Raw genomic sequence first — 23,403 nt, 5'->3', positions numbered from 1 at the left:
GATCCCCGGGCGTTATTTTAGCCATGTCGCACGCGGGGTTCCGTCAGCGTTTCCGATACGCCGCGTTTCATCACCCGATTCAACACCTCTGCTTCCAGTTCCGCCAGGCGCAAGGATCCTTTTCGCCGTGGGCGCGGGATATCTACGGTTAAATCCAGACCGATTTTGCCTTCTTCGATCAGCAACACCCGGTCAGCCATGGCCACCGCTTCACTCACATCGTGCGTAACCAGCAGCACCGTAAACCCCTGGGTTTGCCACAAGGACTCGATCAAGTCCTGCATTTCAAGGCGGGTAAGGGCGTCCAGCGCGCCAAGAGGTTCATCCAGCAACAATAAACCGGGGCGATGTATCAGCGCCCGGGCCAGTGCCACACGCTGTTTCTGCCCGCCGGATAACGCCGCTGGCCACTCTTGCGCACGACTTTCAAGCCCTACCGCCGCCAGCGCTTCCTGCGCCGCCTCTCGCCAGTTACCTTTCAGCCCAAGGCCAACATTATCAATCACGCTTTTCCACGGCAGAAGGCGTGCATCCTGAAACATCATCCGCGTTTCCTGCTGACTGGCCGCGAGCGGGCCGTTTCCGGCCAGTAGTTCACCGGCATTGGGTTTTTCCAGCCCGGCCAGCAGACGTAACAGCGTACTTTTCCCGCCGCCGCTCCGGCCCACTACTGCCACAAACTGCCCGGCCGGTATATGCAAATCCAGTGCGTTGAGTACCGTATTATTCCCGTAACGCTTGCCGATACCGTTCAGCAGCAGCGGAATACCCGGGTTCAGACGTGCCGTATTCATACGCTTGCCTCCTTCACATAATAAGCTGGGTTCCAGCGCAGCCAGACGCGTTCCAGGAACTGGGCGCTGACGTCGGCCAGTTTGCCCAGCAGTGCGTAGAGAATGATGGCGACCACTACCACATCGGTTTGCAGGAACTCACGGGCGTTCATCGCCAGATAACCAATCCCGGAATTAGCAGAGATGGTTTCCGCGACAATCAGTGTCAGCCACATCAGACCCAGCGCAAAGCGCACGCCAACCATAATCGAGGGCAAGGCACCGGGCAGGATCACATGCCAGAACAATGCAAAGCCGGAGAGTCCATAGCTGCGGGCCATCTCCACCAGACCCTGATCAATGTTGCGTATCCCATGCCAGGTATTGATGTAAATCGGGAACAGGGTGCCGAGCGCGACCAGAAAAATTTTGGCGCTCTCATCAATGCCGAACCACAGAATCACCAACGGGATCAGCGCCAGATGCGGCACGTTACGCAGCATCTGAATCGAGGTATCCAGTAGGCGTTCGCCCCAGCGTGATAACCCGCTAATCAGACCTAACACCAGGCCAATCGAGCCGCCGATGGAGAAACCGACCAGCGCGCGCCATGAGCTGATGGCCAGGTGTTGCCACAGTTCGCCGCTGGCCGACAGCGACCAGAACGCTTCAATCACGCCTTCCGGCGAGGGCAGAATGCGACTTGAGAGCCAGCCGGTGACGGAGGCGATTTGCCAGACAATCACGATGCCGATCGGCAACAGCCAGGGGGCAACGCGGAGCAGCCATCTTTTTGCAGGCGTGGGCATAAAACGCTCCTTAACTTTGTGCGACTTTACGCGGCAGGAATTCGTTTGCTACCGCTTCGCCCTGCACCGGTAAAGACTGCGGCTGCGGGATTTCCGGGATGGCGACATCTAAGTGCGGGAACAGCAGCTCACCGACTCTGTAAGCTTCTTCGAGGTGCGGATAACCGGACAGCACAAAGCTGTCGATACCCAGAGCCGCATATTCATTAATACGTGCCGCGACGGTAGGCCCGTCGCCGACGAGTGCGGTTCCGGCCCCCCCGCGTACCAGACCGACACCCGCCCACAGGTTTGGGCTTACCTCCAGTTTGTCGCGCTGACCGCCGTGCAGGGCCGCCATTCGCTGCTGTCCGACCGAATCCGTTCGGGTAAAGGCCGCCTGGGCTTTGGCGATGGTGTCGTCATCCAGACGGGATATCAGCCGGTTGGCAGCCTCCCATGCTTCCGCCGTGGTTTCCCGAACAATCACGTGTAGGCGAATACCGAACCGCACCTTGCGTCCGTATTTGGCGGCCTTCTCGCGAACCTGGGCAATTTTCTCTTTCACCTGTTCCGGCGGCTCGCCCCAGGTCAGATACAAATCAACCTGCTCAGCCGCCAGCTCCTGCGCGACCTCTGATGAACCGCCAAAGTAAAGCGGCGGTCGCGGCTGCTGAATCGGCGGGAACAGCAGTTTTGCCCCGCGCACTTTCTGATACTTGCCGTCAAAATCAACGGTTTCACCTTCCAGCAAGCGCCGCCAGATGTGGGTAAATTCCGCCGAAGCTTCATAACGTTCAGTGTGATCGAGGAACACCCCGTCCGCGGCGAGTTCCTGCGGATCGCTGCCGGTCACCAGGTTAAACAGCGCCCGACCATTCGATAATCGATCCAGCGTTGCAGCCTGGCGAGCGGCAACGGTCGGTGAAATCACGCTCGGGCGCAGCGCCACCAGAAATTTCAGCCGCTGGGTGACCGGGATCATTGACGCGGCCACCAGCCATGCATCTTCACAGGAGCGCCCGGTGGGGATCAGTACCCCGGTAAAACCGAGTCTGTCCGCGGTTTGGGCAATCTGCTGGAGATAGCCATGATCGACCGGGCGGGCATTCTCCTCGCTGCCAAGATAGTGACCATCACCGTGAGTCGGTAAAAACCAGAACATATTCAGGCTCATGATTTTGCTCCTTGTTCTTGTGTAGAAGGTTGTGTCGTGGGTTGCCAGATGCGGCTTTTGATATCGACTTTTTTCGGCACCAGGCGATTCTCATAAAACAGATCGGCGGTTTGCTGCTGACGACGGGCGGTTTCATCACTGACCGGGCCGATTACCGTCGTTGGGCGATGGCTTAAGTAGCTGGCAATCACCGCTTCCGGCAGACCCATGGTTCTGGCGAGCAGTTCGGTACTTTGCTGACGCTGGCTAATGGTCAATGCATCGGCTTGGCTGAAGGTGTTCAGCACGCCCTCAATAAAGCTGCCGTTTTTCTCGGCGTAGGGGCGGGATGCCAGATAGAACGAGCCGGTTTGTTTCAGTTCGCTGCCATCGGTTAATACCCGCACGCCGCCCTGCAATAACGCAGCGGAATAATACGGATCCCAGATGGCCCAGGCATCGACATCACCCTGCTGGAAGGCCGCGCGGGCGTCGGCAGGTGTCAGGAACGTTGGCTGGATGTCGGTAAATTTGAGGCCCGCCTGCTGTAGCGCACGTAATAAGAGGTTGTGCGAACTCGAACCTTTCTGGAACGCAACCTTGTGTCCTTTCAGATCGGCCACGGTTTTGATCGGGCTGTTCTCCGGGACGAGGATCACTTCTGCTTTCGGTTTTGGTGGTTCAGCCCCGACATACACCAGGTCCGCCCCGGCGGCCTGGGCAAAAATGGGTGGAATATCGCCAGTGCTGCCCAGGTCGATGCTACCCACGTTCAGGGCCTCAAGCATTTGCGGCCCGGCGGGAAATTCAATCCACGAAATTTTGGTGTTCGGGTAGCGCTTTTCCAGCAACTGATGGCTTTTGGCCAGTACCATACTGACGCTGCCTTTCTGATAGCCAATCCGCAGGGCATCGGGGGCCGGTTCAGCAGCCTGACTCCAGGCGGAGAGCGTTAACAAACCGGTCAGGGCTAAGGTGCGAATGCGGGGACGGAACAAATTAAACATGGGCGACTCCTTGCTTAAGATGAAAAGCCGGGACGCGAATATCACGGCGATGCAGCGCTTGCCAGAAGGTTTCCAGCGCGCTGTCGAGGCGTTTTTCCAGATTTGGGCTGAACTGCGGCTTATGTTGGTAATCCTGCACCTGGCTGTCGTCGGCGAATACGCCGTGCAGGATCTCTTGTGCCTTCAACGCACTGAGCACCGGTTTGAGCGCGTAATCCACCGCCAGCATATGGGCCACGGTGCCGCCGGTAGCCAGCGGTAACACCACTTTGCCTTCCAGCGCGCGTTCCGGTAACAGATCGAGCAAGGTCTTCAATGCGCCAGAAAATGACGCTTTATAAACCGGGGTAGCAACGATTAAGCCATCGGCCTGCGCCAGTTGTTCTATGAGTGTGAGCAGGGCAGGGCTATCAAAGCGGGCGTAGAGCAGGTCTTCCGGCTCGAAGTTTTGCAGATGCCAGTGGCAAACCTCGACGTCGACCCGGGATAGCGTTTCTCTGGCATATTCCAGTAATGCGCTGGATCGTGAAGGAAAACGCGGGCTGCCCGCTAACGTAATGACACGCATAACCTCTCCTTACAACTAAATGTTTGCTTTTATCTAACATTGATAACATTTAACAGGAGTGTGTCAGAGGCAGGCGCGTTCGCTAAATGATTTTTCTGGCAGTGGATTACCAAAAAACGCATGTAAGTAAACGATTGCGTCTAAAAGGGTATTTTTTGCGACAGGTCAATTCCCTTTCGGCGACGGATAGAACATAATACGCCCCCGGTTTGCTACCGGGAATCCAGGAGAGTTCATGTACTACCCCTTCGTTCGTAAAGCCCTTTTCCAGCTCGATCCTGAGCGCGCTCATGAATTTACTTTTCAACAATTACGCCGTGTCACCGGTACGCCACTCGAAGCGCTGGTGCGCCAGAAAGTGCCTGAAAAACCGGTAACCTGCATGGGGCTGACGTTCAAAAACCCGCTGGGTTTAGCCGCAGGACTCGATAAGAACGGAGAGTGTATTGATGCCCTCGGGGCGATGGGTTTCGGATCCGTCGAAGTCGGCACCGTAACGCCACGCCCTCAACCGGGAAATGACAAACCGAGGATCTTCCGTCTGGTCGATGCCGAGGGTTTGATCAACCGTATGGGCTTTAATAACCTGGGTGTCGATAACCTGGTTGAGAACGTTAAAAAAGCGCATTTCGATGGCGTACTCGGAATTAATATCGGCAAAAATAAAGACACACCGGTCGAACAGGGCAAAGATGACTATCTGATTTGTATGGAAAAAGTCTATGCCTACGCCGGTTACATTGCGATTAATATTTCATCGCCAAATACCCCCGGCCTGCGCACCTTACAATATGGTGAAGCGCTGGATGATTTGCTGTCGGCGATTAAGAATAAGCAAAATGAGCTGCAATCGATCCACCATAAATATGTCCCGGTGGCGGTTAAGATCGCACCCGATCTTTCGCTCGAAGAATTGATCCAGGTGGCTGATAGTTTGCTTCGCCATAATATTGATGGTGTTATTGCCACCAATACGACACTCGATCGTTCTCTCGTCCAGGGAATGAAACACTGTGATGAAAGCGGCGGTTTAAGCGGTCGTCCATTACAGTTAAAAAGTACCGAAATTATTCGCCTGCTGTCTGCCGAATTAAAGGGACGCTTACCTATTATTGGCGTGGGCGGTATCGATTCGGTGATCGCCGCACGTGAGAAGATGGCTGCCGGTGCATCATTGGTACAGATCTATTCCGGGTTTATTTTTAAAGGCCCGCCGCTGATAAAAGAAATCGTTACCCATCTCTAATCTTTCCTGCACAGTTTACAACCAGGGCTTTATTTCCTGCCCTGGTTGTTTTATATTCCACAAGTGTTGCTAATTTAAACTTTATGGTCTTTTCTTAATTCAGACAAATTAACGAAACGGGAATATGAGTTTCGGGCATCGGATGCTTAAGAGAGCGGGGAACAGAAATGCGAATTAAACCTGACGATAACTGGCGTTGGTATTTTGATGAAGAGCACGATCGTATGATGCTCGATTTAGCCAATGGTATGTTGTTTCGTTCTCGTTTTGCCCGCCGCATGCTGACACCCGATGCCTTTGATTCTACAGGCTTTTGTGTTGATGACGCCGCCCTCTATTTCTCTTTTGAAGAAAAATGCCGTGACCTTGAATTAACCAAAGAACATCGCGCCGAACTCATTCTTAACGCGCTGGTGGCCATTCGTTTCCTGAAACCGCAGATGCCTAAAAGCTGGCACTTTGTCGCGCATGGCGATAGCTGGCAGCCGGTAACGGGCGATGCGGCCGCGGTATGGTTGAGCGACAGTGGTGAACGCGTAAATTTGCTGGTGGTCGAGCCGGGCGATAATGCGGCGCTCTGTTTGCTGGCACAACCGGGTCTGACGCTGGCCGGTCGTACCATGCAGTTAGGTGATGCGATTAAAGTGATGAATGACCGCCTCCAGCCGCAGCCAATATCGGCAACGATGCGCTACGGTCAGGCCGTTTAACGCGCCAGTCGCAGCGCGGTTTTCGGAACGCAGCTGCAGGACAGGATAGTACCATCGTCTGCCACTGCGCTTTGCTTCATCGGGCTCACCTCTCCCTCAACCAACGTAATCCTGCAACTTCCGCAAATACCGGCCCGACAGGAATAAGGTACGCGAATCCCTTGTTGTTCCAGCTGTTCCAGTAATACCTGCTGATTGTTTCCTTTGAACACCTTGCCCTGCCAGTCAATATCAACCACCGCGTCCTGCGCGGTCTCAACCTCCAGCATCTCTTCCGTTGCGCCAGCCCCATAGACTTTGCCCGGGCCGGTGGAGAGAATTTCCACTTCATCGCCGACGCGAACCACGCCGCTGTTGCGGGCAATCAGGTTCTGACCAAAATCGACGTCGCCGTTATCCTGGGCAGTACGGAATTGTTGTAAGGTAGCCAGCGGTTCACCAGCCGGGTGTTTTTGTCCGCGCTCCGGGCTGACAGTGGTAAAGATGCAGCGGCTGCAAGGTTTGACCACATCAAAGACCACGTCGCCGATGCGAACCACTTTCCAGCCATCTTCTTCCCACGCCCGGGTTCCGGTGACCACCAGATTGGGGCGGAACTGTTCCATTTGCACGCTGGCCGGGCAGCGATTTTGCAGGTCGCGTAGCGAGGCTTCGGTGGTCAACAGATAGGGGAAACCGTCAGCGAATGAGAGCGGTACAGCGTCATAACGTTTTACCCGACGCGTAGGCTCGGGGCCGACCCAGCGCAGCTGGACATCGCGCTTAAAGAAGACCGACAGCCACTGATTAATATCTGCGGGCGCGATGAATGCGGAGAAATGGTTGCCCCAGACTTCGGTTGGTGCGGCGTCAGCGGTAAAATCAGCAAAACGCACCATCGCCACGCTGCCATCAGGAGCGGTGAGGTGCAAACCATCATGCATCGGCACCGGTGTAAAGCGCACCATCTGCGGATACTGACGGGCGGTAATGAAGGTGCCGTCTGGCTCGGTGACCATAAAAATACGGTCAAAAGCCATACCGCTTATGTCAGCCAACGCGTGAGTGACACCGATCCCGCGCATAGATTTTACCGGGTGAATATAGAGCTTTCCCAACGTCGCCATTCCGCAATCCCCTGCGTTTGAAAAAAGTCGCCCTATATGAAGCCCAGATTCGCTATAATGCGCAACAATTTTCTGCGAGTAATAAGTGACGATATGAATTCTCTGTTTGCCAGTACGGCCCGTGGGCTGGAAGAGCTGTTAAAAACTGAACTGGAAAACCTGGGCGCTACGGCGTGTCAGGTGGTTCAGGGTGGTGTCCATTTTGAAGGAGACACGCGACTGCTCTATCAGAGCCTGATGTGGAGCCGCCTGGCGTCCCGTATCATGATGCCACTCACCGAGTGCAAGGTTTACAGCGATCTGGACCTGTACCTTGGCGTGCAGGCCATCAACTGGACAGAGATGTTCAATCAGGACGCGACCTTTGCCGTGCACTTCAGCGGCGTGAACGAAGAAATTCGTAACAGCCAGTATGGGGCGCTGAAGGTGAAAGACGCCATCGTCGATGCGTTCACCCGTAAAAATCTGCCGCGACCGAACGTCGATAAAGAAAATCCGGACGTACGCATCAACGTGCGTCTGAATAAAGAAGTCGCGTACATCTCCCTCGACCTGAGTGGCGAAGGTCTGCATCTGCGTGGCTATCGTGACGCGACGGGTATTGCACCCATCAAAGAAACGCTGGCGGCGGCCATCGTGATGCGTTCCGGCTGGCAGCCGGGTACCCCGATGCTCGACCCGATGTGTGGTTCCGGTACATTGCTGATTGAAGCCGCGATGCTGGCGACCGACCGGGCACCGGGCCTGCACCGTGGTCACTGGGGCTTTAGCGGCTGGGCACAGCATGACGAAGCGGTCTGGCAGGAAGTGAAAGCTGAGGCACAGACGCGCGCTCGTGCCGGGCTTGCCGCTTACGAATCCCACTTCTACGGTTCTGACATCGACAGCCGCGTGATTGAGCGCGCACGCAGCAACGCCCGCCGGGCAGGCATTGCCGATCTCGTCACCTTCGAAGTCAAAGACGTTGCTAAGCTCAGCAATCCGCTGCCGAAAGGCCCATATGGCACGGTTATCAGTAACCCGCCTTACGGTGAACGTCTGGACAGCGAACCGGCCCTGATTGCCCTGCACAACCTGCTGGGTCGCTTGATGAAAACCCAGTTCGGCGGCTGGAACCTGTCGCTGTTCAGCGCCTCTCCAGAGCTGCTGAGTTGTCTGCAACTGCGCGCCGAGCGCCAGTTCAAAGCTAAGAACGGCCCACTGGACTGCGTACAGAAAAACTATCATCTGGCCGAAACCGATGGCACCGCTACGGTGATGCTGGCCGATGATTACGCCAACCGTCTGCGCAAAAACCTCAAGAAGCTTGAGAAATGGGCGCGTCAGGAAGGCATTGAGTGTTACCGTGTGTATGATGCCGACCTGCCGGAATACAACGTGGCGGTCGATCGCTATGGTGAGTGGGTGGTGGTTCAGGAATATGCTCCGCCGAAAACCGTGGATGCGACCAAAGCGCGTCAGCGTTTGTTCGATGTGATTGCCGCGACCATTTCGGTGATGGGCATTGCCGCCAACCGTCTGGTGCTGAAAACCCGTGAGCGTCAGAAAGGTAAAAATCAGTACGAGAAAATGAGCGAGAAGGGCGAATTCATGCAGGTTAGCGAGTATAACGCGCGCCTGTGGGTGAACCTGACTGACTATCTCGACACCGGCCTGTTCCTTGACCACCGTATCGCTCGCCGGATGCTGGGCCAGATGAGCAAAGGCAAAGACTTCCTTAATCTGTTCTCTTACACCGGCAGCGCCAGCGTACATGCAGGTTTGGGCGGCGCACGTAGCACCACTACCGTGGATATGTCGCGTACTTATCTGGAATGGGCTGAACGTAACCTGCGTCTCAATGGTCTGACCGGGCGTCCACATCGTCTGTTGCAGGCAGATGTGCTCGGCTGGCTGCGTGATGCGGACGAACAGTTTGACCTGATCTTCATCGATCCGCCGACTTTCTCTAACTCCAAGCGCATGGAAGATACGTTTGACGTGCAGCGCGATCACCTGAAACTGATGGCCGATCTGAAACGCTTGCTGCGTAAAGGCGGCACGATCATGTTCTCCAACAACAAGCGTGGCTTCAAACTCGATAGCGACGGCATGGCAAAACTGGGCCTGAAAGCAGAAGAAATTACTCAAAAAACGCTTTCGCCTGATTTTGCCCGTAACCGTCAGATCCATAACTGCTGGCTGATTACTGCAGCCTGAAGGAAAGAATAAATGTCTTTAATTAGTATGCATGGCGCATGGCTGTCATTCAGCGATGCGCCTCTCCTTGATAACACCGAACTGCATATCGAGGATAACGAACGCGTCTGTCTGGTTGGGCGCAACGGTGCCGGTAAATCGACGCTGATGAAAATCCTCAACCGCGAACAGGGCCTGGATGATGGTCGCATCATCTATGAACAGGACCTGGTCGTGGCGCGTCTGCAACAGGATCCGCCGCGCAATGTGGAAGGCAGCGTGTACGATTTCATCGCCGAAGGTATCTCAGAACAGGCGGAATACCTCAAGCGCTATCACGAGATTTCTCATCTGGTGATGACCGACCCGAGCGACAGAAATCTCAACGAGATGGCGAAGCTACAGGAGCTGCTGGATCACCACGGTCTGTGGCAGATTGAAAGCCGTATTAACGAAGTGCTGGAACAGTTGGGCCTCGAGGCCGACATGGCGTTGAGTTCGCTCTCCGGCGGCTGGCTGCGTAAAGCGGCGCTGGGCCGCGCACTGGTCAGCGGCCCGCGCGTGTTGCTGCTCGACGAACCGACGAACCACCTGGACATCGAAACCATCGACTGGCTGGAAGGGTTCCTGAAAACGTTCAAAGGCACCATTATCTTCATCTCGCACGACCGTTCGTTTATCCGCAATATGGCCACGCGCATTGTCGATCTCGATCGCGGCAAGCTGGTGACCTACCCGGGTAACTACGATCAGTATCTGCTGGAAAAAGAAGAGATGCTGCGCGTGGAAGAACTGCAAAATGCTGAGTTTGACCGCAAGCTGGCGCAGGAAGAAGTCTGGATCCGCCAGGGTATTAAAGCCCGCCGTACCCGTAACGAAGGCCGAGTCCGTGCGCTGAAAGATATGCGCCGTGAGCGTAGCGAGCGCCGCGAAGTGTTGGGCAGCGCGCGCATGCAGGTCGAAGAAGCCAGCCGCTCAGGCAAAATCGTATTTGAGCTGGAAAACGTCGATTACCAGGTCGATGGCAAAGTGCTGGTGAAGGATTTCTCTGTCCAGGTTCAGCGCGGCGATAAAATTGCGCTGATCGGCCCGAACGGCTGTGGTAAAACCACGCTGTTGAAACTGATGCTGGGGCAGTTGCAGGCTGACAGCGGTCGCGTGCATGTGGGCACCAAGCTGGAAGTGGCCTATTTCGATCAGCACCGCGCCGAGCTCGACCCGGACAGAACGGTGATGGACAACCTGGCCGAAGGTAAACAAGAAGTGATGGTCAACGGTAAACCGCGCCATGTGCTCGGCTATCTGCAGGATTTCCTGTTCCATCCTAAACGCGCCATGACGCCGGTGCGCGCGCTATCGGGTGGGGAACGTAACCGCCTGCTGCTGGCGCGTTTGTTCCTCAAACCCAGCAACCTGCTGATCCTCGATGAACCAACCAACGACCTGGACGTTGAAACCCTCGAACTGCTTGAAGAGCTGATCGACGGCTATCAGGGTACGGTTATGCTGGTCAGCCACGATCGTCAGTTCGTCGATAACACTGTCACCGACTGCTGGATCTTCGAAGGCAATGGCAAAATCGGTGCCTACGTTGGCGGCTATCATGATGCCCGTGGTCAACAATCGCAGTCATTGGCGAGAAAACAGTCTGTCGATACGAAGATTCCCAAAGAACAGGCGAAAGCAGGAACTGTCAAACGTGCGCCCAGCAAACTAAGCTATAACCTGCAGCGCGAATTAGAGCAGCTTCCTCAACGGCTTGAGGAACTTGAAGCGAACCTGGAAAGTTTACAGACGCAGGTAGCAAGCCCGACTTTCTTTAGTCAATCTCATGACCACACGCAACAGGTGTTGGCGGATATGGCGCAAGCGGAAAAGGCACTGGAAGAAGCCTTTGAACGCTGGGAATACCTTGAAGCGTTAAAAAACGGCGGTTAATGAGAGGAACGTTCATGTGCGAGCATCACCCTGCGACCGGGCACATTCTGTGCCCACAATGCGATATGCTGGTGGCGTTACCGCACCTTGAGCACCGCCACAAAGCGTTGTGTCCTCGTTGTCACACAACGCTTACCACGGAATGGGATGAGCCGCGACAGCGGCCCACCGCCTATGCGCTGGTGGCGCTGTTCATGCTGCTGCTCGCTAACCTGTTTCCCTTCGTCAATATGAGCGTGGGCGGAATTAACAGTGAAGTCGAACTGCTGGAAATTCCCCGCGTATTATTCACCGAAGACTACGCCAGCCTCGGCACCTTTTTCCTGCTGTTTGTCCAGTTGGTCCCGGCGTTTTGCCTGCTGACCATTATCTTGCTGGTCAATCGGGTGCCGCTGCCGGAAAAAATCCAGGCCTTTCTTGCCCGCATCCTGTTCCATTTAAAAAGCTGGGGAATGGCGGAAATATTTCTCGCCGGAGTATTAGTCAGCTTTGTGAAGCTGATGGCTTACGGCGATGTCGGTGTCGGCAGCAGTTTTATCCCCTGGTGTCTGTTCTGTTTGCTACAGCTGCGCGCCTTTCAGTGCGTTGACCGCCGCTGGCTGTGGGAAGATATCGCCCCGATGCCGAAACTGGAGCAGCCGCTAAAAGTAGGCGTGCCGGGCATTCAGCAAGGCCTACGGTCCTGCACCTGCTGCACGGCCATTTTGCCTGCTGACCAGCACGTATGTCCGCGCTGTGAATCAAAGGGCACGGTCAGGCGTAAAAACAGCGTACAGTGGACGCTGGCACTGTTAGTGACCTCTATTCTTCTCTACTTTCCTGCCAATATTATGCCGATCATGATTACGGATCTGTTGGGCGATAAAATGCCCTCGACCATTATCGCGGGTGTCATATTGATCTGGAGTGAAGGGTCCTATCCGGTCGCCATGGTGATATTTATTGCCAGTATTATGGTGCCGACGCTGAAAATGATCGCCATCGCCTGGCTGTGCTGGAATGCCAACGGGAAAGGGAAGCGAGACAGCGAGCGGCTGCATTTGCTGTATGAGGTGGTTGAATTCGTTGGCCGCTGGTCAATGATTGATGTCTTTGTGATAGCAGTGCTGTCAGCACTGGTACGCATGGGAGGGTTAATGAATATCTATCCGGCGATTGGAGCAGTGATGTTTGCGCTGGTGGTCGTGATGACAATGTTCTCCGCCATGACCTTCGATCCGCGTCTGTTATGGGATCGTGAGCCAGAATCAAGCCATGAGGAAAAGCAATAACATGGAAAATAAGAGTGGAGAGGCCAAAGTGCAGAAGGTGAAGAACTGGTCGCCGGTGTGGATCTTTCCCATCGTCACCGCACTGATCGGTGCCTGGATAATCTTTTATCACTACAGCCATCAGGGCCCGGAAGTGACGCTGATGACGACCAACGCAGAGGGTATTGAAGGCGGAAAAACCCGCATTAAGAGCCGCAGCGTAGACGTCGGCGTGGTGGAAAGTACCACCTTGACTGATGACCTGACGCACGTCGAAATTAAGGCGCGTCTAAACACCGGCATGGAAAAACTGCTGCATGGCGATTCCGTGTTCTGGGTGGTCAAACCACAGGTAGGGCGCGAAGGGATCAGCGGCCTTGGCACGTTGCTGTCGGGGGCGTACATCGAACTGCAACCGGGTAAAAAGGGCGCTCAGCCTGCCCAGTTCTCGCTGCTGGATGCGCCGCCGCTGGCACCGCCAGATGCGAAAGGCATCCGCATAAACCTCGAAAGCAAAAAGGCAGGACAACTCTCTCCAGGTGATCCAGTCCTTTTCCGCGGTTATCGCGTAGGCTCGGTGGAAACCAGCAGCTTTAATGCGGAAAAACGCACTATCAGTTATCAGCTGTTTATCAATGCGCCGAACGATCGACTGGTGACCACCAACGTACGCTTCTGGAAAGACAGCGGCATTGCGGTGGATCTGACCTCGGCCGGGATGCGTGTCGAGATGGGATCGCTGGCCACTCTGTTTGGCGGAGGCGTGAGCTTTGACGTGCCGGAAGGGCAGGAACTCGGCGAGCCGGTGGCGAATAAAACGGAATATCACCTGTTTGATGATCAGCGCACCATTCAGGATGCGATGTACACCGAACATATTGATTATGTGATGTTCTTTAAAGATTCGGTTCGTGGCCTTCAGCCTGGCGCACCGGTAGAATTCCGCGGTATTCGCCTCGGGACTGTCGGTAAAGTGCCGTTCTTTATTCCAGGGCTGCATCAGCGTCTGAATGACGATTATCGCATTCCGGTCCAGGTGCGTATCGAGCCCGAACGCCTGATTAATCAGCTCGGCGGCGATCCGGATATTCGTAAACATCTGGATACCCTGATTGACCGGGGACTGCGGGGTTCTCTGAAGTCAGGGAATCTGGTCACCGGCGCGTTGTATATCGATCTCGATTTCTATCCGAAGGCTGAACCGCGCGGCAAGTTCCGTGAATTCGGCGGCTTCGCCATCATTCCAACCGTGAGTGGTGGCCTGGCGCAGATTCAACAGCGTCTGATGGATGCTCTCGATAAGATCAACAACCTGCCGTTGAACCCGCTGTTACAGCAGGCAACCAGTACGCTGCAAGAAAGCCAGACTACCATGAAGCATATGCAGGCTACACTGGATAATCTGAATAAGATTACCGCCAGCCAGTCGATGCAGGACCTGCCAGCCGACATGCAGAAAACGCTGCGTGAGCTGAACCGCAGTATGCAGGGCTTCCAGCCGGGTTCCGCGGCCTACAACAAGATGGTCGGTGATATGCAGCGTCTGGATCAGGTCCTGCGTGAACTCCAGCCGGTACTGAAGACGCTCAACGATAAGAGCAACGCACTGGTGTTCGAAGCGAAGGATAAAAAGGATCCGCAGCCGAAGAGGGCAAAACAATGAAAAAATGGCTACCCGCCGTAGCGATGGTCTGCCTGCTGTCGGCATGCAGCAGCGGCACTGAAAGCAAAACGTACTATCAACTGCCGCTCCCGCAAACGGGAATACAAAGCACCACCAGCCAGGATGGACGGCTGCTGTGGGTGGAGCAAGTGAGCATTCCTGATTACCTCGCCGGAAACGGCGTGGTGTATCAGACCAGCGACGTGCAGTACGTGATTGCCAATAACAATCTGTGGGCCAGCCCGCTGGATCAGCAGTTGCGTACCACCCTGGTGGCGAACCTGAGTAACCAGCTTCCGGGCTGGGTAGTGGCCTCACAGCCGTTAGGCAGCAGCCAGGATACGCTGAACGTCAATGTCAGCGGTTTCCATGGTCGTTACGATGGGAAGGTGATTGTCAGCGGTGAGTGGCTTCTGAACCATCAGGGGCAGCTTATCAAGCGTCCATTCCACATCGAAATCAAGCAACAGCAGGACGGTTATGATGCGATGGTAAAAACGTTGGCGCAGGCCTGGAGTCAGGAAGCCGCCGCGATTGCTCAGTCGATGAATCGCTTGCCATAAGTAAAATTCATCACCGTTAAAGCCGCAGCAGACAATTTTCTGCTGCGGTTTTTTTTGCATTTGGCCTCAGGCGGTTAGTTGTGCCGCTTCACACTTTTTGTACAAATGAACTTCTGAGTAGCTCACAAATATGACACTGGCGTGAATTTTGCGCATTGACGCTGCGCCCGATTCAGGTTATCCCTAATGTGTGGTTGCACATTTGGTGACCATTGTTTTCTTTTCCACCAGATCAAAAAATGAGGGAAACGAGGCATGAAGAGACAAAAACGTGATCGCCTGGAACGGGCACATCAACGTGGATACCAGGCTGGCATCGCTGGTAAATCAAAAGAAATCTGTCCTTATCAGACCTTAAATCAAAGGTCACACTGGCTGGGAGGCTGGCGAGAAGCCATGGAGGACAGGGCAGTTATCGCCTGATGCTGTCTCTTTAAAACAAAGAAGCCTCTGCATGCAGAGGCTTCGCCGTTTCTGAAAGCCCTGAAGGGCAATGAAACGAATTAGAACGCAGAGGTGTCCTGGAACAGGCCAACCTTCAGGTCGGTCGCTTCATAGATGCGATGACCGTCAACCAGCACTTCACCATCCGCGATACCCAGAATCAGACGACGGTTGATAACGCGTTTGAAGTGGATACGATAGGTCACTTTTTTCGCGGTCGGCAGGATCTGACCGGTGAATTTCACTTCACCCACGCCCAGCGCACGGCCTTTGCCTTCACCGCCGAGCCAGCCCAGATAGAAACCAACCAGCTGCCACATGGCATCAAGGCCGAGGCAGCCAGGCATTACCGGGTCACCAATGAAGTGGCAACCGAAGAACCACAGGTCTGGATTGATATCCAGTTCTGCTTCCACGTAGCCTTTATCGAAGTTACCGCCTGTTTCGGACATTTTAACGACACGGTCCATCATCAGCATGTTGGCTGACGGCAGCTGTGGGCCTTTTTCGCCAAACAGCTCGCCGCGTCCGGAGGCAAGAAGATCTTCTTTTGTATAGGATTCGCGTTTATCTACCATGTTTTCAGTAAGCCTTATTTTGAGTTCGCGACGCAGGATAGCTAACACGTGTACGCTGAACAAGTCCGATCAGTTTGAATGAAACCAGTTCATCCAGCGTAACGCCCACGGGCGATGACGTGTATCCTGCTGATTTGCCTGAGCTATACGTTCCTGAATAGTTTGCAGAAGCGTGGTTTGACCTTCCCCATCCCAAATCAACTGAGTCAGGAGTGGCAGGGCATCGGTCACATCATCTATCGCCCACAGTGAAAATTCACCCGCTTCTACGGCCTGCTGCACATCCTGCGCGAGGCTAAGATGACGCACGTTGGCGGCAGGAATAATGATACCCTGTTTGCCCGTTAAGCCGCGTTGCTGACAGATGGCGAAGAAGCCTTCAATTTTTTCATTGAGGCCACCGACCGGCTGCGCACGACCGAACTGATCAACGGAACCGGTAATCGCCAGGCTCTGATTGACCGGCACGTTCGACAGCGCACTGATGAGCGCACAGAGTTCAGCCATTGATGCGCTGTCCCCGTCCACTTCACTGTAGGATTGTTCGAACGTCAATGATGCAGAGAAGGGGATTTGTTGATCCAGCCCGAGCTCTGACATCAGAAACGCCTGCATGATCATCATGCCTTTGGCATGGATGTTGCCGCCGAGTTCCGCTTTCCGCTCAATATCAGTGAACTCGCCATCACCAATATGCACTACACAGCTGATACGTGAAGGCTCACCAAAGGCACGTGGATGACCCGGGAACTCAACCACTGACAGAGCGTTGATCTGCCCAATCTGTTCGCCTTCGGTTTCAATCAGGATCTGCTCAAGCAGAATCTCGTCCTGCATACGCTCGGCAAGGTAGCCTTCACGCCACTGACGCTGATTAAGCATCGTCGCCAATTGCTCTGCGTTAAAGCGTTCACCTTCACAGAAGGCCGCCGCTTCACGCAGCTGGCGACCAATCCACAGCGGACACAGCGGCAATGCCTGCTGGTCGCCGGTGTAGCGAGCGCCTTCCTGAATCAACAGCGGCCACGCATCAGTATCGGGGCCTGGTAAATTCAGGCCACGAGCGATATGCCACACCCACTGGCACCAGAGTTTCTGCGCGTCTTCATCGACTATCTGCAGATTATCCTCATATTCACTGTAGAGGGCTTTTTCGCACAGTTCCGGTTCCATCTCCTGGAAATCCGCCAGAGATTCGCGTTCACCGACCAGCATCACCTTCAGCGACAACGGCATGGAGGGGATGGTGACCGGCAGGGGACGGGCGTCATCAAAGGTCAGCCAGTCAAAGCGCTGGCGGGAAACGATATTTTTCAGACGCATCCACAGCAGTGGCTGCGAGAGCAGGCTGCGCAGTGACAGGATCAACACGCCGCCGTTAGCCTGATGTACCAGACCCGGCTGGAGCGTAATTTCGCCATTGAATTGGCGGACGCAGCCGAACAATTGCTCGGCTTCAACCCAATCAGCCTGAATTACCGGGCCCTGACTTGCGAAGTTGTCTTCTGGCGTAGAGGCGGGGGTCAGACTGACAGTGCTACCCTTCACCGTGTAGCGAACGCCACACAGCGCTGACGGGATAGTTCGCAATTCGCGCGTCGCATCCGCTAGCAGTTGCAGGTATTCCGGCTCCTCTGGGGCTTTAACAAGCAGAATGTCAGAGATAGCCTGAGGATAAAGGAATTGATCCAGCGCGTAGTGCAGACGAGCCTGCAGTTCGCTGGGTAAGGAATCGGTTTCAGTGGCTAAATCAGGCTGGGCGAACAGCGTCTGATAAGCTTCAAGGTCAGGGGCTAAATCGCGCCGTGAAAGTTTTGTAATCGTCAAAGTCGCTGTTTTTTAGTCAGATGTAAAGCGGGTGATTATACCTCAAGGCGTCAGTCAGCACACGGGGATTAGTAGGCTACTTTTGTGATGGCGTGAGCCTTGTGAGGCAAGGGTGATTTCTTCTCAGCACATCAGCAAAAACCTGTTATCCTGAAATGAGTTACACGGTCACATTGAGATCGCAATGAAATATCAACAACTGGAAAACCTTGAAAGCGGCTGGAAATGGAAGTACCTGGTGAAAAAGCACCGGGAAGGTGAGCTCATCACCCGCTACATTGAGGCCAGCGCGGCACAGGACGCGGTAGATACCTTGTTGACGCTCGAAAACGAACCTGTACAGGTTAACGACTGGATTGAGCAACACATGAACCCCGGGTTGTTCAATCGTCTCAAACAGACGATTCGGGCGCGGCGCAAGCGGCATTTCAACGCTGAGCATCAGCATACTCGCAAGAAATCTATCGACCTGGAATTTATTGTCTGGCAACGGCTGGCAGTCCTGGCACAACGTCGGGGTAAAACGCTGTCAGAAACAATCGTGCAGCTGATTGAAGATGCGGAAAACAAAGAGAAGTATGCTACTAAGATGAGCACGCTGAAGCAGGACTTGCAGGCGATGTTAGGGAAAGAGTAACAGGGAATAATTCAGGTAAATTGTAGCTGCAGGCTTATCTATTTCAGATTCGCAGGACAAAAAAAACCCCGCATCGCGGGGTTTTTTATTAGACGATAACTTAAGCCTGTGGCTGAGTTACAACGTCTTTGCTGCCTTTAACTTCGATCTCTACGCGACGATCTGGTGCCAGGCAATCGATCAGTGCAGCGCGAGCTTTCACGTTGTCACAGGTGTTGCCTGTAACTGGGTTGGATTCACCCATACCACGTGGGGAGATCTTGTTAGACGGAATACCTTTAGATACGAGGTAATCGACAACAGACTGTGCACGCTGCTCAGACAGTTTCTGGTTATAAGCGTCAGAACCGATACGGTCGGTGAAGCCCAGAACCACTACGGAACCGTCTTTAGGATCCAGGTTGCTCAGCTGGGAGTACAGCTGATCCAGTGCCTGCTGACCTTCTGGTTTCAGAGTCGCTTTGTTGAAGTTGAACAGAACGTCAGACTTCAGAGTGAAGTGCTTGGTCTGTACTTCTGGAGCTGGAGCTGGAGCCGGAGCTACAACTGGAGCAACGTCGTTCTGACCGAAACGGTAAGAAACACCTACGCTCAGCATGCCGTTGTCTGGACGAACACCTACAGTGCCAGCGTCGCCGATGTTGTTAACCCACTGGTATTCCAGACGGGTAGCGATATCACGGGTCATTGCCCACTCAACGCCACCAGCGAATACTGGGGAAACACCAGTGTCGTGGTTGTCACCAGCAACGTTGTTGCTGGAGTCAGCGCGCCATACCATGCCGCCCAGACGGGTGTAAACGTCCAGATCGTCGGTTACCGGGTAACCCAGTTTAGCAGTCAGCTGAACGCCCTGAGCTTTGAATGCACCGTTAACCTGGTCGCCTTTATAAGGCATACGGCCCAGCCAGTCATAACCCATTTCGAAACCAACATACGGGTTTACCTGGTAACCACCGAAAGCACCAGCGCCAAGCTGACTTTCGTGGGTTGGACCGTTGTTGTTCAGGGAGCTGTCATACCAACCGGTATCGTGGAACTGAGACCAGCCCAGCTTACCACCAGCATACCAGGTGTTATCTTTCGGTGCGGCCTGCGCTACGGTAGCGAAGCCAGCCAGTGCCACTGCAATCGCGATAGCTGTCTTTTTCATTTTTTGCGCCTCGTTATCATCCAAAAATCGCCATGAATATCCATGTAGAAGTTCACGGTTAAATCCTTCACCGGGGGCGGGACCTAACTATAAGTACGCCATAATCTGTGGCTTAAGCCGATCACCCCTGGCGATGTAAAGTCTACAACGTACTTGGAAACTTACAAGTGTGAAGTCCGTCAGGCATATGAAAAAAAAAGAGTTGTATACACATTATTTAACATTTATGTTGAATTTTTGTTCCGAACAAAATGCTGAGAACCGCACCACACAAGCACTTTCCTAAAATAACCCGTACATAATCATGGCTTATCGATCGCGCAAAAAAAATACCAGGAAAAATCCTAAATTTACTTAATGATACAAATTCGAGTGAATTTTTAGCCCAGGAAACTGTCTCGATGGCTGAGAAGTGGTTCGAACGGGACGCATAATGAACCCCATGGCGTGACCTTCTTCGGCCGCATTAGCGAGCCGGTGTTGATCTTCTTCGCTCAATTCTTCAGCAATCCAGCCAATGACCACGCTATAGTTTCCGGTACGCAGTGCACGAATCATTGAATCAAGTGTAGTACCTGGCAACATCTGACTCGCCTGCATCACTTTTGACAGTGGAAGACCAGAGGCCTGAACCCACTGGCGGCTCAACTTTTGCTGCGGGGTGAGCCACAGCTGCCAGCGGTCTTGCTGGCCCAGTTGCTGCAAAAGAGGAAGCAGCAGCAGTTGAGTCATCATCGGCTGATCCTCACGATAAAGCACTTCGCTAATAAGCCCAGTGGCACTCTGCTGGGGTTGGTTGACTGCGGTTGCAGAAACCATTGCTTTGCGATTTGCATAACCTGAAGTGTACATGGTGAATCCCGCCCTGTGGGTTACTGTATGAATATACAGTATACCCGGTGGGTTTAAAGATCAACCTCATTTTCTGAAAGCGCCTCGCAAAATTGCACAGAATTTGTCCCCTTCGTAAAGAACCTCTTGCCCCGGCAAATGAAGTTCCTTATGGTCATTTCTAACGGATCCGTTACCAGAACTCTTTCATCTAACTGCATGATTACAGGATATAATCATGGGAAAACTATCATATAAACGGATCTATCAATGTGAGGAATGTTTGTCCTCATTAGGAACGATTCATCACCGCGCATTATTTGGCGGATACAGCCTCTCAATCGATGACACCGTGTTTGCCATGGTGGCGCATGGCGACCTTTACCTTAGGGTTTGCGAGCAAAGTGCGGCCTATCACGCCACAACGCCGCCTCGATTATTGACCTTAGCTAAGCGTGGGCGACCAATCTCATTGAACTATTACTGGGTGGATGAAACGCTTTGGCACAACCAGCCGCTTTTATTGCGCTTGTCAGCGCTGTCATTAAGGGGGGCGCAAAACGAAAAGAATTTGCGCTGTGATTCACATCGATTACGCAACTTGCCCAACATCACTTTTCAGCTTGAACTCCTGCTGTTTGAGGCGGGAATTCATGATGAGGTTACGCTGCGTCGATTAGGGGCGGTGGCGGTCTGGACTCGTCTTCGCGGTATTCGCAAAGATCTCAGCATCAGTGTGTTATTTGCACTGGAAGGGGCGATTCAAGGGATACATGCGGCTATCATTCCAATGCAGCGCCGTCAGCATCTCCAGGCGTGGGCAGAGATGATGACGGCGAAAAGGAAAGTCAGACCGACTGAGGAGTAACCTGCTGCTGTAGGCGGCAAAACTCAGGTAACAGACTCACCATCAATCCAATCTGCTGCAGGACCAGCGGTGCTTTGATATCAGACCCGGGTTCAAGATGGCGGATCCGTTCCATTAATCCCGCTAACGCACTTTGCACACGCTGCTCATCTGAGGGCGTGTGGTGGAATGCGTCATCGACATAGCACACCGCATCATCAAGCAGGGCGAGGATATCGGGATTGGTTAACTTTTCCCGGTGAGCGCCGAGCGCCGAAATATAACTGGTAAAGGTGTGATTCAGACACAGTAGCCGGAAAGCCGTTTCACGCATGTCAGCGGTTATCCGAGGCTCGGTCGACATATTAGAAACCACCGACGCCAGTTCTGCATCACGGTTATGCGCATCGCGACGGGCAATGCGGTATGCCAGACGATTATCACGGCCCTGATGATACTGCTCCAGAATCGCATCCAGATAGCGGCAGTTCGCGTCGACCGCTCTCGCCATCACGGTCGGCAAATTACGGAATTTCCAGTCGGGCCAGATAAAGCTGACCGCGGCCCAGGCGATGGCACAGCCTATCAGCGTGTCGATAACGCGCGGCAGGGCAACCTCAAACCCTTCGCCTAACAGGTTGAAGCACAGTAGCACCAGCAGGGTAATAAACATCGTGGCATGGGCATACTGCACATTGCGGAACGCGAAAAACAGCACGCCGGTCAGCACAATCAGTAACAACTGTCCTTCCACAGACGGCACCAGTAAAATTACCGGTAGCCCGATGGCCACCCCAATTAAGGTGCCGATAACGCGCAGCGCCAGACGGTGGCGCGTCGCGTTATAGTTCGGCTGGCACACGAACAGGCTGGTGAGCAAAATCCAGTATCCGTGATGCATCCCGGTAAACTGAATAAAGGCATAGCCCGCGCACAGGACCAACGACATTCTCACCGCATGGCGGAAAAGAGCGGAGTCTGGCGAAAAATTACGCTTCAATCGCAACCAGACATCACTGAATCCGTGCAAGCGATCGTCGGCCAGCTGCGTCTCGGTTTCACTTTGCGGCATCGCCATTTGCTGTTCAGACTCAATGGTTGCCAGCTGGGCGTCGATAGCGCGCAGGTTGTTCAGCAAAAAGCCCAGCGCTTTCATCTGTTCTTTATCTGCCCCGCTGGCGCTCACACGATCGAGGGCGGCATCCAGATGCGCAAAAACGCGCTCAAAACGAGAGTCGTGTTGATACGGCGTGCGTAAAAGAATGGAGCTGGAGAGCTGCTGGCACGCCTGAGACTGCATCGAAAGCAGGCGCTGGAAACGGAACATTACGTCGCTGTAGCGGAAAGTATCGCGCAGCGACTGGTATTGTACATGCGAGGAACTGGCGCGTTCGTGGATATCTTGCGCGGCAAAATAGTAGTGCAGGGTACGACGCGTCCCCCGCTGGCCGCGATCTCCACGCAGACGTGTCAACAACGATGCTTTGGTTTGGTTAAGCGTCGCGACCAGCTGTCCGTTAGCCATCGCCAGTTCAACCAGCGGGGCCTGAGCTTCATTTTCGATATCCGGATCGAATAGACGGGATTTGAGTTCCAGATAATAGGCCAGCTGTTCAAAGCTGCGGGCGAGATTATCCTGCAATGGACGAATCGGGAAAATCAGATGCCCGGTTAAGGTCAGCAGGTTGTACCAAATGGCACCCGCGAGCAGCAGCAACGGCTGCTGATACCAGTGTTCATACAGCGATACACCGAGCATGGTGTAGATGGCAATCAGCAGTGCGCCAAACGCGATAGTGGCGTAACGCTGACCCAGGCTGCCCAGCAGAATAAATCCGCTGGTGGACAGCGTCAGGCCCAGCGCGAATGCCCATGGCCAGGGAAATAACAGTTCTACCGACGCCGAAGCGATGAAAAAGCACACCAGCGTAATCAGCAGATTGCGCAGGCGTCCGGCCAGTCTGTCATCGAGGTCCGCCAGCGCGGCGGCCACCACACCAAGTGTCAAAGGGATGGTCAGTTTGACGTCACCCAGCCACCACGGCAGGGCGGCGGTCCCGCACAGAGCGATGAAGATTCTGGCGTTATACAGCCAGGCGCTGTTCCAGGTATAGCGACGCAATATTGGGCTTAACATTTG

Annotated in this window: 21 protein-coding genes; 10 read left to right on the top strand and 11 right to left on the bottom strand. The window is 54.1% G+C overall.

Going from position 1 to position 23,403, the window contains the following annotated elements:
• Positions 1-17: 17 nt before the first annotated feature.
• The 5 genes from ssuB to ssuE are packed head-to-tail and all read right to left on the bottom strand — an operon-like array spanning position 18 to position 4,292.
• Positions 18-794, bottom strand: coding sequence for an aliphatic sulfonates ABC transporter ATP-binding protein (gene ssuB, locus SIK69_RS21890; protein WP_319787107.1), 777 nt, complete (start codon positions 792-794; stop codon positions 18-20).
• Positions 791-1,582 carry an aliphatic sulfonate ABC transporter permease SsuC gene (gene ssuC, locus SIK69_RS21885; RefSeq protein WP_319787106.1) on the bottom strand — a complete coding sequence of 264 codons (792 nt, stop codon included), beginning with the start codon at positions 1,580-1,582 and terminating at the stop codon, positions 791-793. Before ssuC ends, ssuB begins: the two co-directional genes overlap by 4 nt.
• A 10-nt stretch (positions 1,583-1,592) precedes the next feature.
• Positions 1,593-2,738: an FMNH2-dependent alkanesulfonate monooxygenase gene (ssuD, locus tag SIK69_RS21880; protein WP_319629854.1), complete on the bottom strand. Its 1,146-nt coding sequence runs from the start codon at positions 2,736-2,738 to the stop codon at positions 1,593-1,595.
• Positions 2,735-3,724 carry a sulfonate ABC transporter substrate-binding protein gene (locus SIK69_RS21875; protein ID WP_319787105.1) on the bottom strand — a complete coding sequence of 330 codons (990 nt, stop codon included), beginning with the start codon at positions 3,722-3,724 and terminating at the stop codon, positions 2,735-2,737. Before SIK69_RS21875 ends, ssuD begins: the two co-directional genes overlap by 4 nt.
• The gene (ssuE, locus tag SIK69_RS21870) at positions 3,717-4,292 is read right to left on the bottom strand and encodes an NADPH-dependent FMN reductase (RefSeq protein ID WP_319787104.1); all 576 of its coding nucleotides are present in this window, start codon (positions 4,290-4,292) and stop codon (positions 3,717-3,719) included. Before ssuE ends, SIK69_RS21875 begins: the two co-directional genes overlap by 8 nt.
• A gap of 235 nt (positions 4,293-4,527) precedes the next feature.
• Between ssuE and pyrD the strand changes: the two genes are divergently transcribed.
• Together pyrD and zapC are read left to right on the top strand one after the other, a co-directional pair.
• Positions 4,528-5,538, top strand: a complete 1,011-nt coding sequence (gene pyrD / locus SIK69_RS21865) for a quinone-dependent dihydroorotate dehydrogenase (RefSeq protein WP_319629857.1) — start codon at positions 4,528-4,530, stop codon at positions 5,536-5,538.
• Between the two features lie 167 nt (positions 5,539-5,705).
• On the top strand, positions 5,706-6,248 hold the full coding sequence (gene zapC / locus SIK69_RS21860; RefSeq protein WP_319629858.1) for a cell division protein ZapC: 543 nt from the start codon (positions 5,706-5,708) through the stop codon (positions 6,246-6,248).
• On the opposite strand, the gene SIK69_RS21855 is transcribed toward zapC, so the two are convergent.
• Positions 6,245-7,354 (bottom strand): YcbX family protein, encoded by a 1,110-nt coding sequence (locus SIK69_RS21855; RefSeq protein ID WP_319787103.1) that lies wholly within the window; start codon positions 7,352-7,354, stop codon positions 6,245-6,247. The genes zapC and SIK69_RS21855 overlap by 4 nt on opposite strands.
• 93 nt (positions 7,355-7,447) lie before the next feature.
• Here SIK69_RS21855 and rlmKL point away from each other — a divergent pair, with 93 nt between their 5' ends.
• The 6 genes from rlmKL (at position 7,448) to rmf (ending at position 15,369) form a co-directional block, all read left to right on the top strand.
• Positions 7,448-9,553: a bifunctional 23S rRNA (guanine(2069)-N(7))-methyltransferase RlmK/23S rRNA (guanine(2445)-N(2))-methyltransferase RlmL gene (gene rlmKL / locus SIK69_RS21850; RefSeq protein ID WP_319629860.1), complete on the top strand. Its 2,106-nt coding sequence runs from the start codon at positions 7,448-7,450 to the stop codon at positions 9,551-9,553.
• Positions 9,554-9,565: 12 nt separating this feature from the next.
• Positions 9,566-11,470 (top strand): ABC transporter ATP-binding protein, encoded by a 1,905-nt coding sequence (locus tag SIK69_RS21845; RefSeq protein ID WP_319629861.1) that lies wholly within the window; start codon positions 9,566-9,568, stop codon positions 11,468-11,470.
• Positions 11,471-11,484: 14 nt separating this feature from the next.
• On the top strand, positions 11,485-12,741 hold the full coding sequence (gene pqiA / locus SIK69_RS21840) for a membrane integrity-associated transporter subunit PqiA (protein ID WP_319629862.1): 1,257 nt from the start codon (positions 11,485-11,487) through the stop codon (positions 12,739-12,741).
• A 1-nt stretch (position 12,742) separates the two neighbouring features.
• Positions 12,743-14,383 (top strand): intermembrane transport protein PqiB, encoded by a 1,641-nt coding sequence (gene pqiB / locus SIK69_RS21835; protein WP_319629863.1) that lies wholly within the window; start codon positions 12,743-12,745, stop codon positions 14,381-14,383.
• Complete coding sequence (gene pqiC, locus SIK69_RS21830; RefSeq protein WP_319629864.1) at positions 14,380-14,946, top strand: membrane integrity-associated transporter subunit PqiC; 567 nt, start codon at positions 14,380-14,382, stop codon at positions 14,944-14,946. The genes pqiB and pqiC overlap by 4 nt, the downstream gene beginning before the upstream one ends.
• A gap of 255 nt (positions 14,947-15,201) precedes the next feature.
• Positions 15,202-15,369 carry a ribosome modulation factor gene (rmf, locus tag SIK69_RS21825; protein WP_054179110.1) on the top strand — a complete coding sequence of 56 codons (168 nt, stop codon included), beginning with the start codon at positions 15,202-15,204 and terminating at the stop codon, positions 15,367-15,369.
• A gap of 80 nt (positions 15,370-15,449) precedes the next feature.
• Here rmf and fabA read toward each other — a convergent pair whose 3' ends face one another.
• Both fabA and SIK69_RS21815 read right to left on the bottom strand, forming a co-directional pair.
• Positions 15,450-15,968: a bifunctional 3-hydroxydecanoyl-ACP dehydratase/trans-2-decenoyl-ACP isomerase gene (fabA, locus tag SIK69_RS21820; RefSeq protein ID WP_319629865.1), complete on the bottom strand. Its 519-nt coding sequence runs from the start codon at positions 15,966-15,968 to the stop codon at positions 15,450-15,452.
• A gap of 69 nt (positions 15,969-16,037) precedes the next feature.
• Positions 16,038-17,795 carry an AAA family ATPase gene (locus tag SIK69_RS21815; RefSeq protein WP_319629866.1) on the bottom strand — a complete coding sequence of 586 codons (1,758 nt, stop codon included), beginning with the start codon at positions 17,793-17,795 and terminating at the stop codon, positions 16,038-16,040.
• A 184-nt stretch (positions 17,796-17,979) separates the two neighbouring features.
• Here SIK69_RS21815 and matP point away from each other — a divergent pair, with 184 nt between their 5' ends.
• The gene (gene matP / locus SIK69_RS21810; RefSeq protein ID WP_319787102.1) at positions 17,980-18,432 is read left to right on the top strand and encodes a macrodomain Ter protein MatP; all 453 of its coding nucleotides are present in this window, start codon (positions 17,980-17,982) and stop codon (positions 18,430-18,432) included.
• Positions 18,433-18,532: 100 nt separating this feature from the next.
• On the opposite strand, the gene ompA is transcribed toward matP, so the two are convergent.
• Together ompA and sulA are read right to left on the bottom strand one after the other, a co-directional pair.
• Positions 18,533-19,585 carry a porin OmpA gene (ompA, locus tag SIK69_RS21805; RefSeq protein WP_319629868.1) on the bottom strand — a complete coding sequence of 351 codons (1,053 nt, stop codon included), beginning with the start codon at positions 19,583-19,585 and terminating at the stop codon, positions 18,533-18,535.
• Between the two features lie 354 nt (positions 19,586-19,939).
• A complete protein-coding gene (gene sulA / locus SIK69_RS21800) occupies positions 19,940-20,437 on the bottom strand; it encodes an SOS-induced cell division inhibitor SulA (RefSeq protein WP_319629869.1) in 498 nt (165 codons plus the stop codon).
• Between the two features lie 217 nt (positions 20,438-20,654).
• On the opposite strand from sulA, the gene SIK69_RS21795 reads away from it, so the two are divergent.
• Complete coding sequence (locus SIK69_RS21795) at positions 20,655-21,284, top strand: TfoX/Sxy family DNA transformation protein (protein ID WP_319629870.1); 630 nt, start codon at positions 20,655-20,657, stop codon at positions 21,282-21,284.
• Here the strand turns inward: SIK69_RS21795 and yccS are convergent.
• Complete coding sequence (gene yccS / locus SIK69_RS21790; protein WP_319787101.1) at positions 21,265-23,400, bottom strand: YccS family putative transporter; 2,136 nt, start codon at positions 23,398-23,400, stop codon at positions 21,265-21,267. The genes SIK69_RS21795 and yccS overlap by 20 nt on opposite strands.
• Positions 23,401-23,403 lie beyond the last annotated feature (3 nt).

It is taken from the genome of Scandinavium lactucae, from assembly GCF_033843265.1.
Lineage (GTDB): Bacteria > Pseudomonadota > Gammaproteobacteria > Enterobacterales > Enterobacteriaceae > Scandinavium > Scandinavium lactucae.
Note: the sequence above shows the minus strand (reverse complement) of the source record. Positions and strands in the feature narration are given on the sequence as shown.